Consider the following 15,273-nt stretch of genomic DNA (forward strand, 5'->3'; position numbering starts at 1 on the left):
GGTGGCCGCGGAACCGGTGTCCGCCTTGTGGTGGGAGGGCGTGCGATGAGCGGTCTGGGCTGGGTGGGCATCGTCAGGCTCTTGGTGGCCGGAGTGGTGGCGGGGGTGGCCGGATGGGGATTCTCGCGGGTGTTCGCCCCCGGGGACCTGCTGCCCGCCGTGCCCGTGGCGGCGGCCGGGCCGGTGCTGGTCGCGCTGCTGTGCGCGGGACGGCCGCTGTGGCTCGCCCTGCTGGCCGATGTGCTCCTGTGGCCGGTGGGCGCGGCGGTGTTCGTGTACGGCGAGACGCAGCCCGCCGTGGCCGCCCGTGCCGTGACCGATCTGACGAACTCCTGGCACGCCCTGCTCACCACGCTGCTGCCCGCCCCCGGCGAGCCCGCCCTGCTCATCCTCGTCTACACCCTCGTGTGGGCCGCCGCGCTGATCGGCGCCGAACTGGTGACCCGCACCAGGACCCGCGCCGCGCCCGGCCTGCCGGCCATCGCGGTGTTCGTGACCGCGCTGCTGCTCGGCGTGGACGGCCCCGGCTCCAACCTCCCGGTGGCCGCCGCCCTGCTGGCGCTGGTGGCGGCGCTGTCGCTGCTCGCCGACGACCGGCCGCCGCTGTGGGCGGCGGCCGGAGTGCCCGCGCTGGCCGCGCTCGCCGCCGTGGCGATGCTGCTCGGCCCGCTGCTGCCGGTGGCGGCCGAGCCGTACAACCCGCGCGCCGACGCCGTACCGCCGCAACCGGTCCGCTTCGACAGCGTCAGCCCGCTGGACCGGGTCTCGGCCTGGTTGCGGCGGCCGGAGACCGACCTGTTCACCGTCCGCTCGCAGACGCCGCTGAACTGGCGGCTCGCCGTGCTCGACCGCTACGACGGGGTCCGCTGGACGTCATCGGCCAAGTTCCGCCCGACCGGAGGGCGCGTGCCCGACGAGGAGCGGCAGGGCCGGTTCTACACCGTCCAGCAGACGTTCACCCTGGCCGGCCTGCGGGACCGCTGGCTGCCCGCCGCACAGCGCCCGACATGGGTCGCCGGAGTTCCCAAGGTGGCCGCCGACCCCGAAAGCGGCTCCCTCGTGGCGACCGCGGACCCCAAGAAGGGCCTCACCTACCAGGTCACCTCGCGCATCGCCCGCCCTGAGGCGGCGGACCTGGACAACTCGGCCGCCACCGCCGACCCCGCCCTGCTGGACTTCCCCGAGGGGCCGCAGCGTGCCGCGTTCGCCAGGCTGGCCCGGCAGGCGGCCGGCGGCGCCGAACTTCCCTACCAGCGGGCCGAGGCCCTGGAGTCGTTCATGCGCTCGGCGGCCAAGTACGACATCACCGCGCCGCCCGGCCACTCGCTGCCCGGCCTGGACTACTTCCTGCGCCAGTCGCGCCGCGGCACCTCCGAGCAGTTCGCGTCCACGTACGCGCTGCTGGCGCGGACCCTCGGCCTGCCCAGCAGGGTCGTGGTCGGCTTCCGGCCCGGCGAGCGCACGGACGGGGCCTTCCATGTCCGCACCGGCGACGTGCTCGCCTGGGCGGAGGTGAAGTTCGACGGCGTGGGCTGGCTGGCCTTCGACCCGACGCCGCCGCGCAGCGGTTCCAAGGACCGCCACGACGTCGTGTCCGCCGTGGAGAAGGACCGCCAGCGGCTCAAGGAGCAGCTCGGCAAGGCGACGGAGAACAAGCCGCGGCCCAGGACCGACCGTGGCGACGGCGACGGACGCGCCACCCCCGGCGGCGGCCCCGCCTGGTGGCTGGTCGCCGCCCTCGCCGCCGCCGCGCTCGCCGGCTGTTACCTGCTGCTGGCCGCGGCGCTGCCCTGGTGGCGGCGTCGCCGCAGGCGTACGGCGGGCGACCCCGGCGCGCGGGTCGCGGGCGCCTGGCGGCAGGCGTGCGACGACCTGGGGCTGTCGGCGGACGGCGCGCTGACCGCCGAGGAGGTGACCGCGCGCGGCGGCGACGCGCACGGCGATGATCTGGTGTCGCATCTCACACCATTGGCGCACATCTCAAACTATGTGCGATTCGCCCCAGAGCAGGTCGCCAACGAAGACGCCGAGGAGGCGTGGCGGCGCAGCGACGCCGTACATCGCCTGATCGTCCGGCGCACCCCCGCCGTGCGCCGGTTGCGCCGCCGGCTGCACCCGCGCAGCCTGCGCCGATGATCGACGGCCGGGAAACGTCGGTAGCGGATGGCATGCTTTGGGGGGTGAGCACGCGAGCGGTGAGCCCGAAGTTCGTCGGCAGGTCCGGCGAGCTCGCGAGCCTGGCGCGCGCCCTCGGCCTGGCGCGCGAGGGCAGCGCCTCCACCGTGCTGGTCGGCGGCGAGGCGGGGGTCGGCAAGACCCGCCTGATCCGCGAGTTCACGGCCCGCGCGGGCGGCGATGCCCGGGTGCTGGCCGGCGGCTGCCTTGAGCTGGGTCACGACGGCCTGCCGTTCGCGCCCTTCGCGGCGGTGCTGCGCACGCTGACCCGCGACCTCGGCCATGAGGCGATCGCCGCGCTGCTGCCCGGCGGCTCGGCCAGCGCCGCCATGCTCCTGGTGCCCGCCGACCCGCCGACCGAGCTGCGCGGCCAGTTGATGGAAAACCTCAGCCGGATGATGCACGAGCCGAGCGACTGGGCCGAGAAGGAGGCCCAGGCGCTGGAGGCGATCGAGGTGGCCCACCTGGTGGGCGACGCCGCCACCGAGGCCGAGGCGATGACCACCGTGGCCTGGGTCCGCTGCCGCGACCACGACCTCGCGCGGCACCGGGGTGGCGCCGGTCAGTCGTACAGGTAGACGTAGACCTGCTGGATGGTGCCCGGGAAGTTGACCGCCGACGTCTCGCCAACTCCCACCCGTGGGCCGGTCACAGAGAAGGGGCCGTTCGCCGGGTTCACGTGCATACCGTACGCGGAGACCGCATGCGTGCCGGTGCCGCCCGTGCACTTGCTGTAGGCCCAGTATCCGTCCTGCCATCTGGTGCAGCCTGTCGGGGCGGCGTGGACGGGGGACGCGGTGGCCATCAGCAATGACGCGGTGAGCATGGCGGTGAAGGACGCGGCTAAGGCCCGGCTTCTTGTCATGTGCGCTTTCTCCGGCTCCGAGGTGAATCCGTTAAGAAACTTTCCTAAACGAAAGATACGCCTGCGACGAAACGAGTCAAGGACGTCCCACGACCCACCCGGTGTCCGAAAAGGGCGCATGGGCTCAGCCGGATGAGGGTCCGCTCTGGGGGCGCGCGCCGCGGATGCAGGTGGGCCGCGACCAGGCGGTCGTCGACTCCTGGCCGATGCTGAGCGGGACGCCGACCACGAAGCAGTATCCCGAGCGGGGCCGCAGCCCGAGCACCCGCGTGGAGGTGGCGCCGCGTTCGAGCACGGTCGTCTGCTGGCCGTGCGCGGGCTCGCGCTGGAGCACCAGCGGGTACTCCCTGGCCGCGCCGGGCAGCGACCAGCGCAGCGTGACCGTGGCACCGCCGTCGGAGACGACCTTCAGCCGCCGGGGCGCGAGCGCCCTGACCGCCCCCGGATCGATCGCCTGCTCGGGCGGCCGGGTCACGGCGGCCGACGAGGTCGCCGTGGTGGTGGGCCCCTCGCCGGTCCGTCCGTCCTGCCCCGCCACGAACACCGCCACGCCGACCCCCGCCCCGGCCAGCGCCGCCGTCACCATGCCCACCGCCAGGTGCGTGCGCACCCTGGGCTTGGGCGCTATCGCGAGCGTGGCCGAGCGCCCGGACGAGGCCGATTCCGGCTCGCCGGGCTCGGCCGCCACCGGATCGCCGCCGATGATGTCGGTGACCGGCAGCCCCAGCTCCATCTGCAGCCGCTGGAGCCGCCCGGCCATGGCCCGGGCGGAGGGGTACCGTTCGTGCGGCTCCTTGGCCATCGCCCGGGTGATCGCCTCGATGACCTGTGGCGGGACGTCGCCACGCTGGATCGGCGGCGGCGGGCGGCTCAGCACCCGCAGCATCAGCGGCGCGATCGAGGAGTCGGTCGGGCTGTGGAAGGCGGGCTGCCCCGCCAGCAGGTGGTAGAGCGTGGACCCCAGGGAGTAGATGTCGGAGGGCACGCTGTGCGGCTGGCCGCGCAGCACCTCGGGCGCGGCGTGCAAGGGGGTGAACGCGTGCGCGCTCGCCGACACCTCCGCCATGTCCACGACCCTGGCCACGCCGAAGTCGGCGATGGCCGGCTCGCCGTACTTGGAGATCAGGATGTTCTGCGGCTTGATGTCGCCGTGCAGCACCCCCGCCTCGTGTACGGCGGCGAGCGCGGCGGCCAGCTTCACCCCGGTGCGCAGCACGTCGGGCACCGGCAGCGGCCCCTCACGGCTCAGCCGGTCGCGCAGCGAGCCGCCCTCGAACAGCTCCATCGCGATGTACGGCCGGCCCGACCGGGTGGCCCCGGTGTCGAAGACGGTCACCACGTTCGGGTGCCCGGTCAGCCGCCCGGTGAGCTGGAGCTCCCGCTGGAACCTGCGCAGCGTACGCTGGTCCACCCGGTCCACCGACAGCAGCTTCAGCGCCACCTGACGGTCCAGGCGCTCCTGGTAGGCGCGGTACACGACGGCGAAGCCGCCCTGCCCGACCTGCTCAAGAACGCGGTAACCCGGCGCCTCCTCCATTGGTCGCACCGCCCGTGTCTCCCCCTGTATCCCCGTTGGGCAGATCTTAGTCGGCAAACCACGTCTTAGTGGGGCGAAAGCCCAGCGCCGATCAGGCGAACGTCAGCGGCAGCGGGACCAGCAGCGCCACCCCACCGGCCAGCGAGGCGACCGCCACGAGCAGGAAGAACAGGATGTAGAAGCCGCCGGGCAGCACGGTCAGCCGGGCGAGCTGGTCGGCGTCGCTGTCGGGGGCCCGCCCCCTGCGCCGCTTGCGCTGTAGCTCCATGATCGGACGCACCCCGCCGAACAGCAGGAACCACACCGCGAGGTAGGCGCAGATGCCCTGCACCTCATCCGCCGCGAACCAGGACAGCGCGAACACCGCGCCCCCGGTGATCACCAGCGACAGCACCCCGAACAGGTTGCGGATCAGCAGCAGCATGCACGCGAGCAGCACCAGCACCGCCCACAGCAGCAACGTCACGTAGCCCTCGGAGATCAGCCACGCCCCGCCCAGCCCGAGCAGCGAGGGCGCGACGTAGCCCGCCAGGGCCGTCAGGATCATCCCCGGCCCGGTCGGCCTGCCCCGGGTCAGCGTCACGCCCGAGGTGTCTGAGTGCAGCCGGATGCCCTGTAGCTTGCGCCGCGTCAGCACCGCGACCAGCGCGTGCCCGCCCTCGTGCGCGATGGTGATCAGGCCGCGCGACACCCGCCAGGACACCGCCGATCCCACCGCCACGAGCGCCACCAGCGCCGCCACCAGGATCGCCCAGGTAGGCGGAGCGTCGCGGGTCGTGGTCAGATGGACCCACACCTCGTTCAGAGATTCCATCGGTGTAAAGCCTGCACCAAGAACGACACCGCCGCGACCCTCCGTGGCAACCCCGTGGAGATCCAGGTGCCGGAATTCGTCCAAGAAGCCCGACTAAACTTCGGATTCCGGGCAGAACGCCTAGCGGCGGCGGAAGAGGGGAGGCGGACCATGAGCGAGCGGCGACCGCGCGGGATGCGTGCCTTCCTGCGCCCTCCCGGCCGCAGGGTCGACGAGCCCGCCCCCGAGCGATCCATGGACCCGCGCGGCGACGAGGCCCCGCACTCCAGGCCCAGCGTGATCGACAACGCCCTCTACGTCAGCGGCAGGAGGGTGGACACGCCCTCGTCGCTGGCCGACGCCTTCGACAGCCTGAAGAACACCCCCGACAGCATGGCCTGGATCGGCCTGTACCGTCCCAAGGACTGGGAACTGGTCGAGGTCGCCGAGGAGTTCGGTCTGCACGAGCTGGCCGTCGAGGACGCGATCGTCGCCCACCAGCGCCCCAAGGCCGACAGGTACGGCGACACGCTCTTCGTGGTGCTGCGCGCCGCCCGCTACCACGACGAGGTCGAGGAGGTCGCCTTCGGCGAACTGCACGTCTTCGTCGGCCCCAACTACGTGATCACCGTACGGCACAGCGAGGCCCCCGACCTGTCGGCCGTCCGCCGCCGGATGGAGTCGGAGCCCGCGCTGCTCCGCCAGGGCCCCCAGGCCGTGCTGTACGCGATCCTGGACGCGGTGGTGGACGGCTACGCCCCGGTCGTCGGCGGCCTGCAGAACGACATCGACGAGATCGAGGTGCAGGTCTTCGGCGGCGACCCCGCGGTGTCCCGGCGCATCTACGAGCTGTCCCGCGAGGTGATCGAGTTCCAGCGGGCCACCCTGCCGCTGCTCGACATGCTCGACGGGTTCGTCGCCGGGTCCGCCAAGTACGGGGTGGACGAGGAACTGCAGAGCTACCTGCGCGACGTGGCCGACCACGCGATCATCGTGGTGGAGCGGATCGCCGGCTTCCGGCAGTTGCTCCAGGACATCCTGGTGGTCAACTCCACCCTGGTCGGCCAGGCGCAGAGCCTGGAGATGACCAAGCTCACCGAGGCCAGCTACGCGCAGAGCGAGGAGGTCAAGAAGATCTCCGCCTGGGCGGCCATCCTGTTCGCCCCCACCCTCGTCGGCACCATCTACGGGATGAACTTCGACTTCATGCCCGAGACGCACTGGTCGCTCGGCTACCCCTTCGCGGTGCTGCTCATGGCGGCCGTGTGCGTGACGCTCTACGTGGTGTTCAAGCGCCGCGACTGGCTCTAGGCGCGGCCGGTCATCCCCAGGTGGGCGAACCGCGGCCACAGCTCGCGCCACGGGGCGCGCTGGCCGCGGCAGATCCAGATCGTCCGGCCCTGCTCCTTGCCGGCCAGGCCGACGCCGTTGTCGATGCGCCCGGCGGGGGTGACCTCGTGCCAGAAGCGGGTGAGGTACGCCCGGCCGGCCGCGCCGCGCGGGCCGACGAAGATCGTGGGACCGCCGTCGCGGGCGGGGACGCGGAAGTACCGGTAGCCGTTGTGGCCGCTGTGCGCCGGGGGCAGGCCGTACCGCCCGCCGTACAGGTCGATGGCCCCGGCCTCGCCATAGTTGTCGGCCATGATCGTCACCAGCGGGCGCTCGGCGGGAGGCAGCGTGTCGCGGACCCTGGCCACCTCGGCGACCAGCTCGGGCCAGCCGACGGTCTCGGTGGTCGCGCTGTTGGTGGCCTGCGGGCTGCGGGCCAGCCAGGTCACCGGGTAGATCGGCAGGGACATCACCGCGGCCAGCGCCCCGGCCACCGCGTACAGCCCGGGCAGGACCGGCCGCGGCCAGCGCGCGGCGGCCAGCCGGGACTCCAGCTCGACCGCGCCCGCCGCCCACAGCACCGCCCACATGCCCGCCAGGTAGTTGGGCTTGCCGCCGGTGGCCAGGAAGGCCACGACCAGGATGAGGTAGGCCCACCCGAGGAACCGGTAGCGGTGCAGCCGGGGCGAGCGGAACAGCCGCACCCAGCCGTACGCCCACAGCGGCGAGGTGAGCAGCCCGGTCAGGATCACCAAATACGGCAGGAAGCCGGGCCGGCCGAGGAAGTCGTCGTTCGTGCCGATCGCCTCGGCCATGCCGAGCTGCGGCCAGCCGTGCGCGTGCTGCCACAGCAGCGAGGGGATCGACGGGATCACCGCCACCACCGCCGCCGCCCACGGCGCGGCCCGGCGCAGCAGGTCGCGCGGCCCGGCGATCAGCATCCCCGCGAGAACCGCGGCCAGGACGAACGCCACCAGGTACTTCGCCTGCAGCGCCACCGCCGCCGCGGCCCCCGCCGTCAGCGCCCACACCGCCTGGCCGGTCCGCACCCAGCGCAGCAGCAGCCAGATCAGCGCCGTGGTCGCGAGCAGGTCCACGGTGACGGTGTAGAGGCTGTGCCCGGCGCTGAGGACGAACGGGGAGACTGCGTAGGCGGCCGAGGTCATGAGCTGGGCCGCGCGCCCGCCGTTCAGTTCCCTGGCGGTCAGCGCGGCGACCACCACGCCCGCCGCCACGATCGACGCCGCGACGACCCGGACGGCGACGATCGACTCGCCGGACACGGCGGTGATCGCCCGCATCAGCAGCGGCAGCAGCGGCGGCTGGTCGGGATAGCCCCAGGCGGGATGCCGCCCGGCCTCGATGAAGTAGAGCTCGTCGCGGTGGAAGCCGTAGCGGGCGGACACCGCGACCAGGACCGCCCAGTAGAAGGCGGTGAGAACGAGCACCGGCCGCCAGGCGACCGCGGGCACGCCAACGGCCGCCGGGGCGGCCGATTCGGCCGCTTGACGTGTCGTCACCTGCGAAAACGTATGTCCGCGGCCGGCGGCCCGCAACCGGTTCGGTAAAAGTCGTTGCGGCTGCAACCGGTTCTCATCGGCCGGCCGGGACCGCCTGGCCTGCGCCGCCGGCCGACCGGGGCGACGGCGGCTGTAACGCGTTTCAGTCGAAGCGCGGGGCCCTCAGCCGAGCATCTTGCGCGCGGCCTCCTCGATCTCGGCCTCCGACAGCAGCACGTGGCCGGCCGCCTCGCCGAGCGGGATGAAGGAGTCGTGCGAGGTGACCCTGGCGATCTGGCCGGTGAACCCCGCGTCCAGCAGCTCGGCGACGATGCCCTCGGAGACGCCGCCGGTGCGCCGGGTCTCGTCGGCGATCAGCACCTTGCCGGTGAGCTGGGCGGCCTCCAGCAGGTCGGCGGACGGCAGCGGGGACAGCCATCGCAGGTCGAGCACCCGGCAGCCGTATCCCTCCGAGGTCAGCCGCACGGCGGCGCGCAGGCTCATCCGCAGGCCGTTGCCGAACGTGACGATGGCCAGGTCGCGCCCGTCGCCGTAACTGCGCGCCCGCCCGATCGGGACGTGCGTCTCGGCCCACCGGGACGGCGGCGCGTACGGGGCCGGCCAGCCCCGGTCGCCCTCGTCGAACAGGTCGCGCGTCGTGTAGAGGGCGATCGGCTCCAGGAACACGCACACCGAGCCGTCGGTCCTGGCCGCCGTCAGGCAGGTGCGCAGCATGGCCGCGGCGTCGTCGGGCCGGGCGGGGGAGGCGATCACGACGCCGGGGATGTCGCGCAGCGCGGCGATCGAGTTGTCGTTGTGGAAGTGGCCGCCGAACCCCTTCTGGTAGGCGTAGGCGGCGACCCTGACCACCATCGGGTTGCGGAACTGGCCCCTGGAGAAGTAGGACAGCGTGGCCGCCTCGCCGCGGATCTGGTCGAGCGCGTTGTGCAGGTAGGCGAGGTACTGGATCTCCGGCACGGGCAGCATGCCCGACAGCCCGGTGCCGAGCGAGAGGCCCAGGATCGCCTGCTCGTCGAGCAGCGTGTCGAACACCTGGCCCGCTCCGAAGCGCTTTTGCAGGCCGCGGGTCACGCCGTAGACGCCGCCCTTGCGCGCGACGTCCTCGCCGAACACCAGCACGCCCGGGTCGGCGGCCAGCGCGTCGGCCAGCGTGCGGTTGATCGCCTGGGACAGCGTCAGCGGCCCCTCGTCCTCGGGCAGCGTCCTGCCGAAGGCGCGGTCGCGCGCCGCGGGCTCGGCGACCGCGGTGACCGCGGCGGCGACCCGCTCGGGACGGCGGGGCGCGAGCGGGGCGACGATCTCGGCGGCGGAGGTCAGCTTCGGCCGCCTGGCGCTCTCCATCGCCATCCGCAGCACGTGCTCGCGGACGGCCTCGTAGCGATTGAGCAGCGCCTCGGGCGTGGTGAGGCCCGACTCGACCAGCAGCCGGGCGGTCGCCACCAGCGGGTCGCGGTCGAGGTCGGCGGTGATCTCGCGCCGGGTGCGATAGGACGACTCCACGTCGGACCCGGCGTGTCCCATCAGCCGGACCGTCTTCAGGTGCAGCAGCGCGGGCGCCCGCCGCTCGCGGACGTGACCGGCCGCCGCGCGGGCCGCCTCGTAGGCCGCGACCAGGTCGCAGCCGTCGGCGGCGAAGTACTCGATGCCGCGCGGCACGGCTTGCTCGACCCACCCCGCCGGGGTGCGGACGCTGATGCCGATGCCGTTGTCCTCGCAGACGAACAGGATCGGCATGGGCATGGACTGGAAGGCGCCGTAGGCGGCGGTGTTGAGCCCCGACAGGGCGGACGCGTGGTTGATCGAGGCGTCGCCGAAGCTGCACACCACGATGGCGTCCTCGCGGCGGCCCGAGGCCAGGCGCAGCGCGCGGGCCCGGTCGACTGCGAAGGCGACGCCCACCGCGCGGGGCAGGTGGCTCGCGATCGTGGAGGTCTGCGGGATGATCGCCAGCTCGGGGTGGCCGAAGACCTTGTGCCGGCCGCCGGCCACGGGCTCCTCCGCCGACGCGGTCAGGCCGAGCAGCACATCGCGCATGCCCTCCTCGGGCAGCCGCCCCGCTGCCGCCGAGCGGGTCAGGTAGAACGCGCCCGACCTGTAGTGCAGCAGCGCCGGGTCGTCCAGCCGGACGGCGGCGGCGACCGCCGCGTTGCCCTCGTGCCCGGCCGAGCCGATCGTGTAGAAGCCCTTGTCCTCCTGGCGCAGGACGCGGGCGGCGATGTCGAGCAGGCGGCTGCCGACCTGGTGGTCGAACAGCTCCTGGCATCTGCGCCCGGTCAGGGTCGTGCCGGGGGTGATCGGGAGGTCGGGGTCACGGGTCGTCCCTGCTCGCAGGGCGGCAACCGCGTCGGTGAAATGGGTCTCAACTATGTCGCGCGCCACGATCCGATTATGTCGCGGCGAGCCGGTCCCGTCTTGCGCCCCGTCGACATCCGCGGTGGAACGGTCCTGGCTGACCACTGTAAATGACAGTTTGTCAATATTTACAACCAAATGGAGGGTAAAGCCGTCTTCTAGAAGAGAGCAGACGTGGCACCCTCATGCCGCGTTCCGACCCGACGTTCAGTCGACGGGGAAGGGATGGACACCCGCATGTTGAAACGCATCCAGACCGCCATCGTGGCGGCGGTCATGGGCGCCGGGGCGCTGGCCCTGGCACCCGGGGCGTCCGCTACGGCGGCGACGGCCCCCACCGTCTCCGCCTTGACGGTCGCCCCCTCCGCGGTGGTGGTGAGCGGCGCGCCGGTCACCGCTGAGTTCAGCTTCATCACCGCCAACGCTCCCGAGAACGTGGAACTCCAGCTCAAGCCGCCGGGCATCAGCGTGGGAACGCAGCTCCCGCTGCAGTCCAAGGACCTGGGCGACGGCAAGAAGTCCTGGACGGCCACGAAGACCTTCGACCGGGCGAGCACGAGCGGGACCTGGACCCTGCTCGCGATCGCGTCCAACAAGGACGGCAACGACTCCAAGAACGAGAAGTTCACCGTCCGCAAGGTGCGGGACACGCGGATCGTCGGCTTCGACGCCGATCCGCGCCGGGTCCACAAGGGCGGCACCATCTCCGTGGACGGCAAGCTGCTGGCCGACGGCCGGCACGGCTGGGACGGCTATGCCGGGCAGCGGGTCAAGATCCAGTTCAAGGGCCACAGGTGGCACCGCTGGGTGGACGTGACCAGTGACCGGACCGACCGGCACGGCCGGTTCTGGGCGCGCGTGACGGCCAGGACCTCGGGTCTGTGGCGCGCCGAGTACGAGGGCGGCTACCACGCAGAGGGGTCGGTCAGCCGGCCCGAGTACGTCCGCGTCGCCCGCCCCACCCCGCCGCCGCCCCCGGAGAAGGCCGGCAGCAGGATCGTCAAGTTCGACGCCTACAACGAGCCGGCCAAGCGCGGCAGGCATCTCAGGTTCGCCGGCGTCCTCCAGGTGAAGGACGGCTGGAGCTGGGACGGGCACAGGTCCAAGGTGCGGCTGTACTTCAAGGCCGACGGGTCGCGCAAGTGGAACTACGTCAAGACGACGTGGTCCACCTGGAGCGGCAAGTTCTACACCAAGAGCAAGGCGTGGAAGTCGGGTCAGTGGAAGGCCGTCTTCGCCGGTGACTCCGACGCCTACGGCTCGACCAGCAAGCACGACCACGTGCGGGTCCGGCGGTAGCCGTACCGGCTCGTGACACGCACAAGGGCCCGGGACCTCATGGTCCCGGGCCCTTCCCCGTCGTGCCGCCCGTCACTCGGCCCTGCGGAACTGCGCGACGGCCACGCCCAGCAGCACCACGCCGATGGCCGCGACCAGCCCGAGCTCCAGCCCGATCGACAGCTTGGCGCCGAACCAGCTCACCCCCGGGTTGAGCATCGCGTTGACCTGCGGCGCGACGTCGAGCGCGCCGAACACCGCCTGGCGCATCGGGTCGACCGCGTAGGTGAGCGGGTTGACCGTGGTCAGCACGTGCAGCCAGGACGGCAGGTTGGCCAGCGGGAACATCGCGCCGGACAGGAACATCATCGGCATGATGGCCATCTGCATGACGCCGAAGAAGGACTGCATGTTCTTCATCCTGGCGGCCAGCATCACCCCGAAAGCGGTGATCGTGAAGGCCGCGAGGAACATCTCGCCGAGCAGGGTGAGCATCAGCACCGGGTCGTACGGCACGCCGACCGCCCCCGCCAGCGCCAGGATCACGATCCCCTGCCCGGTGGCCACGACGGCCCCGCCCAGGCACTTGCCGACCACGATCGCGGTACGGCTCACCGGGGCCACCAGCATCTCGCGCAGGAAGCCGAACTCACGGTCCCACACGATCGACCCGGCGGAGAACATCGCCGTCATGATCACCGTCATCGAGATCATGCCCGGGTACATGAACGTACGGAAGTCGAGCCCGGGGATCGCCCCGGACACCAGGGTGCCGAGCCCCGTGCCCATCACGAACAGCCACAGCACCGGCTGGATGAGCATCGAGACCATGCGCGTGCGGTCGTTGAGGAACCGCAGCATCTCACGGTGCAGGACCACCTTCACCGCGCGCAGGTCGTGCGCGGCGCTGCGGCGTGGCACGCGTACCGCTATCGCGTCGCTCGTCATCGTCTTCGATCACCTTTCGGGGGTCAGCGGCGGGCCATCGCGCGCATCCACGCGTTGCCCGAGCCGGACTCGGCGTCGCGGATGGTGGAGCCGGTGTAGGACATGAACACGTCGTCGAGGGAGGGCCTGGACACGCTCACCGCCTTGATGGGCATGCCCAGCTCGGTGAACAGGCGCGGGACGAACTGCTCGCCGGAGGCCACGGCGAAGGTCACCTGTCCCTCGCGCACGGCCGCCTCCAGGCCGAATCTGTCGCGCAGCGCGGCGATGGCGGCCTCGTCGTCGCCGGTCTGGATCTGCACGCGATCCTCGCCGACGCTGGCCTTGAGCGCCTCGGGGGAATCGATCACCACGATCTCGCCATGGTCGATGATGGCGATTCTGTCGCAGTACTCCGCTTCGTCCATGTAATGCGTCGTCATGAAGATCGTAATGTCCTCACTGCGCCGCAGATCATTGATATATCCCCATATGGCGGCGCGGGTCTGGGGGTCCAGGCCGACCGTCGGCTCGTCCAGGAACAGCACGCGCGGCGAGTGCAGCAGCCCGCGGGCGATCTCCAGGCGGCGCTTCATCCCGCCGGAGAACGTGCTCACTTTGGCGTCCTTGCGGTCCCACAGCGCGACCATCTCCAGGACCTGCCTGATGCGCGGGCCGACCGTGCTCTTGGGCAGGCCGTACAGCTCGGCGTGGAACATGAGGTTCTGCTCGGCGCTGAGGTAGCCGTCGAGCGTCGGGTCCTGGAAGACCAGGCCGATGTTGCGCCGTACCTCGTCGCGCTCGGTCACGACGTCGTGCCCGGCGACCAGCGCGCTGCCGCCGGTCGGGTTGACCAGCGTGCACAGCATGCCGATGGTCGTGGTCTTGCCCGCGCCGTTCGGCCCGAGGAAGCCGAACACCTCGCCGGGCGCGACCTCGAAGTCCACGCCCTTGACGGCCTCGACCTTGCCGTAGCTCTTGCGCAGGCCCTGTACTGCGACCGCCGCCACGCTCATTCGGCTCCCTCCGCCGGTCGTGGATCAATGCCGTCCGTGTGGTCGTCGGCGAGGATCTTGAAGAATCCGCGCCGGGTCTCCTTCAGCAGCCGCTTGGCGGCGGCCACCTGCTTGTCGTCGGCGGTACGTGTGAAGTGCAGGAACGCCTCTCCGACCTGTCCCCACAGCAGCCGCAGCTCGTGCCGGTCCTCAGGGACGCTCCTGATCACCTCGGCCCATGGCTCGGCCAGCTCGGCGGCGCGCTGCTCGACGTGGCGCCTGCCCTCGCCGGTGAGGTCGTAGACCCGGCTGCCGCCCGACTCCCGGCCCTGGACCAGGCCCTCGTCCTCCAACTGCTGGAGCGCCGGGTAGACCGAACCGGGGCTCGGCCGCCACACGCCGAGACTGCGCCGGGAGATCTCCTCGATGACCTGGTAGCCGTTGCGCGGACCTTCGCGCAGCAGCGCCAGCGTGGCGGCCCGTACGTCGCCCCGCCGTACTCTCGGCGCGAACTCCGGGCCCGGGGGCGGGATGTGCGGCGGTATCACTGCCCCGCCGTGGTGCGGTGGGATCGCCGCCACGCCGGGCGCGTACGGCCCGTGCGCCAGTGCTTCCGCGACCTCGTCCGCCTCCCAGGACTCGTCCTCCACCCCGTGTGCCGCCGCCGCCCACCACGGCGGCCCGCCCCCATGGCCGCCACGCCAGGACGGCTCGCCTGCCTGCATGTGGCCTGGCGGGCCTTCGGGCCAATGGGCCGGTGGTCCGCCGCCCGGGCCGTGCCAGGGCGGCGGACCGTGGCCGGGGAAGCCCCGGTGGCCGTGTCCCGCTCCACCGGCCATCCCGGGCCGGTCGCCGCTTCCGTTCATGACTTCTCCTCAACTATCGAGATACGTTAAAGATATATCTAGATAGTTGTGACGACAACCCCATATCCGGGCAAAGCGCGAGTGTTAGTAGCCGCTAACTTCCAGCCGACGAGAGCGCCGCGCGGGCCATCGTGTGCAGAAGGGCCGTCATCGCTTCCGCGGGCAGCTCGCCCGCGCTGTGCGGCGTGGAGTTCAGCAAGCCCAGCACCGCGTGCGTGGCCGCCCGCAACCGGGCCTGCGGGCAGGACGGGTGCAGCTCGCTGAGGACGGTCACCCACTCCTCGACGTACAGGCGTTGCAGCCGGCGGATGGCCCGCCGGGCGGGCTCGGGGACGTTGTCCAGTTCCCGGTCGTGCACGGTGATCAGGGCCGGGTCGCCGAGCGCGAAGGCCACATGCCCGGCGAGCAGTGCGTCCAGTGCCTCCTGGGGGCCGTCCGCCGAGGTCACCACCGCCGCGCCGGTGGCGCGCAGCCGTTCGCTGATGTCCAGCAGCATCTCGGCCAGCAGCGCGTCCTTGCCCGTGAAGTGCCGGTAGAGGGCGGGCCCCGACGTGCCCACCGCCGCCCCGATGTCCTCGATCGAGACGCCATGGAACCCGCGCGCCGCGAACAGCGCGGCGGCGGCCCGCAGGATCT

At 72.0% G+C, this 15,273-nt stretch carries 13 protein-coding genes; 4 read left to right on the plus strand and 9 right to left on the minus strand.

Annotated features, from left to right (window positions below; all coding sequences use genetic code 11):
- Positions 1-45: 45 nt before the first annotated feature.
- Complete coding sequence (locus tag ACH34R_RS09375) at positions 46-2,136, plus strand: transglutaminaseTgpA domain-containing protein (RefSeq protein WP_397560893.1); 2,091 nt, start codon at positions 46-48, stop codon at positions 2,134-2,136.
- A 44-nt stretch (positions 2,137-2,180) separates the two neighbouring features.
- Positions 2,181-2,753, plus strand: a complete 573-nt coding sequence (locus ACH34R_RS09380) for an ATP-binding protein (RefSeq protein ID WP_397560894.1) — start codon at positions 2,181-2,183, stop codon at positions 2,751-2,753.
- Here the strand turns inward: ACH34R_RS09380 and ACH34R_RS09385 are convergent.
- The 3 genes from ACH34R_RS09385 to ACH34R_RS09395 form a co-directional block, all read right to left on the minus strand.
- Positions 2,738-3,040 (minus strand): hypothetical protein, encoded by a 303-nt coding sequence (locus tag ACH34R_RS09385; RefSeq protein ID WP_397560895.1) that lies wholly within the window; start codon positions 3,038-3,040, stop codon positions 2,738-2,740. The genes ACH34R_RS09380 and ACH34R_RS09385 overlap by 16 nt on opposite strands.
- 124 nt (positions 3,041-3,164) lie before the next feature.
- Positions 3,165-4,577: a protein kinase gene (locus ACH34R_RS09390; protein ID WP_397560896.1), complete on the minus strand. Its 1,413-nt coding sequence runs from the start codon at positions 4,575-4,577 to the stop codon at positions 3,165-3,167.
- A gap of 91 nt (positions 4,578-4,668) precedes the next feature.
- Positions 4,669-5,391 carry a M50 family metallopeptidase gene (locus tag ACH34R_RS09395; protein ID WP_397560898.1) on the minus strand — a complete coding sequence of 241 codons (723 nt, stop codon included), beginning with the start codon at positions 5,389-5,391 and terminating at the stop codon, positions 4,669-4,671.
- Positions 5,392-5,541: 150 nt separating this feature from the next.
- On the opposite strand from ACH34R_RS09395, the gene ACH34R_RS09400 reads away from it, so the two are divergent.
- Positions 5,542-6,681: a magnesium and cobalt transport protein CorA gene (locus tag ACH34R_RS09400; RefSeq protein WP_397560899.1), complete on the plus strand. Its 1,140-nt coding sequence runs from the start codon at positions 5,542-5,544 to the stop codon at positions 6,679-6,681.
- Here ACH34R_RS09400 and ACH34R_RS09405 read toward each other — a convergent pair.
- Positions 6,678-8,219 (minus strand): glycosyltransferase family 39 protein, encoded by a 1,542-nt coding sequence (locus ACH34R_RS09405; protein ID WP_397560900.1) that lies wholly within the window; start codon positions 8,217-8,219, stop codon positions 6,678-6,680. The two genes, ACH34R_RS09400 and ACH34R_RS09405, sit on opposite strands and share 4 nt — an antisense overlap.
- A gap of 162 nt (positions 8,220-8,381) precedes the next feature.
- Positions 8,382-10,598: a thiamine pyrophosphate-dependent enzyme gene (locus tag ACH34R_RS09410; protein WP_397560901.1), complete on the minus strand. Its 2,217-nt coding sequence runs from the start codon at positions 10,596-10,598 to the stop codon at positions 8,382-8,384.
- A 210-nt stretch (positions 10,599-10,808) separates the two neighbouring features.
- Here ACH34R_RS09410 and ACH34R_RS09415 point away from each other — a divergent pair, with 210 nt between their 5' ends.
- A complete protein-coding gene (locus ACH34R_RS09415) occupies positions 10,809-11,870 on the plus strand; it encodes a hypothetical protein (RefSeq protein ID WP_397560902.1) in 1,062 nt (353 codons plus the stop codon).
- 72 nt (positions 11,871-11,942) lie between these two features.
- On the opposite strand, the gene ACH34R_RS09420 is transcribed toward ACH34R_RS09415, so the two are convergent.
- The 4 genes from ACH34R_RS09420 to ACH34R_RS09435 form a co-directional block, all read right to left on the minus strand.
- Entirely contained in the window at positions 11,943-12,797 is an 855-nt protein-coding gene (locus ACH34R_RS09420) for an ABC transporter permease (protein WP_397560903.1), read from the minus strand.
- Between the two features lie 23 nt (positions 12,798-12,820).
- Complete coding sequence (locus tag ACH34R_RS09425) at positions 12,821-13,792, minus strand: ATP-binding cassette domain-containing protein (protein WP_397560905.1); 972 nt, start codon at positions 13,790-13,792, stop codon at positions 12,821-12,823.
- The gene (locus ACH34R_RS09430) at positions 13,789-14,637 is read right to left on the minus strand and encodes a PadR family transcriptional regulator (RefSeq protein WP_397560906.1); all 849 of its coding nucleotides are present in this window, start codon (positions 14,635-14,637) and stop codon (positions 13,789-13,791) included. The genes ACH34R_RS09425 and ACH34R_RS09430 overlap by 4 nt, the downstream gene beginning before the upstream one ends.
- A gap of 94 nt (positions 14,638-14,731) precedes the next feature.
- Positions 14,732-15,271: a TetR/AcrR family transcriptional regulator gene (locus ACH34R_RS09435; RefSeq protein WP_397561035.1), complete on the minus strand. Its 540-nt coding sequence runs from the start codon at positions 15,269-15,271 to the stop codon at positions 14,732-14,734.
- Positions 15,272-15,273 lie beyond the last annotated feature (2 nt).

Source organism: Spongiactinospora sp. 9N601, assembly GCF_044326295.1.
Lineage (GTDB): Bacteria > Actinomycetota > Actinomycetes > Streptosporangiales > Streptosporangiaceae > Spongiactinospora > Spongiactinospora gelatinilytica.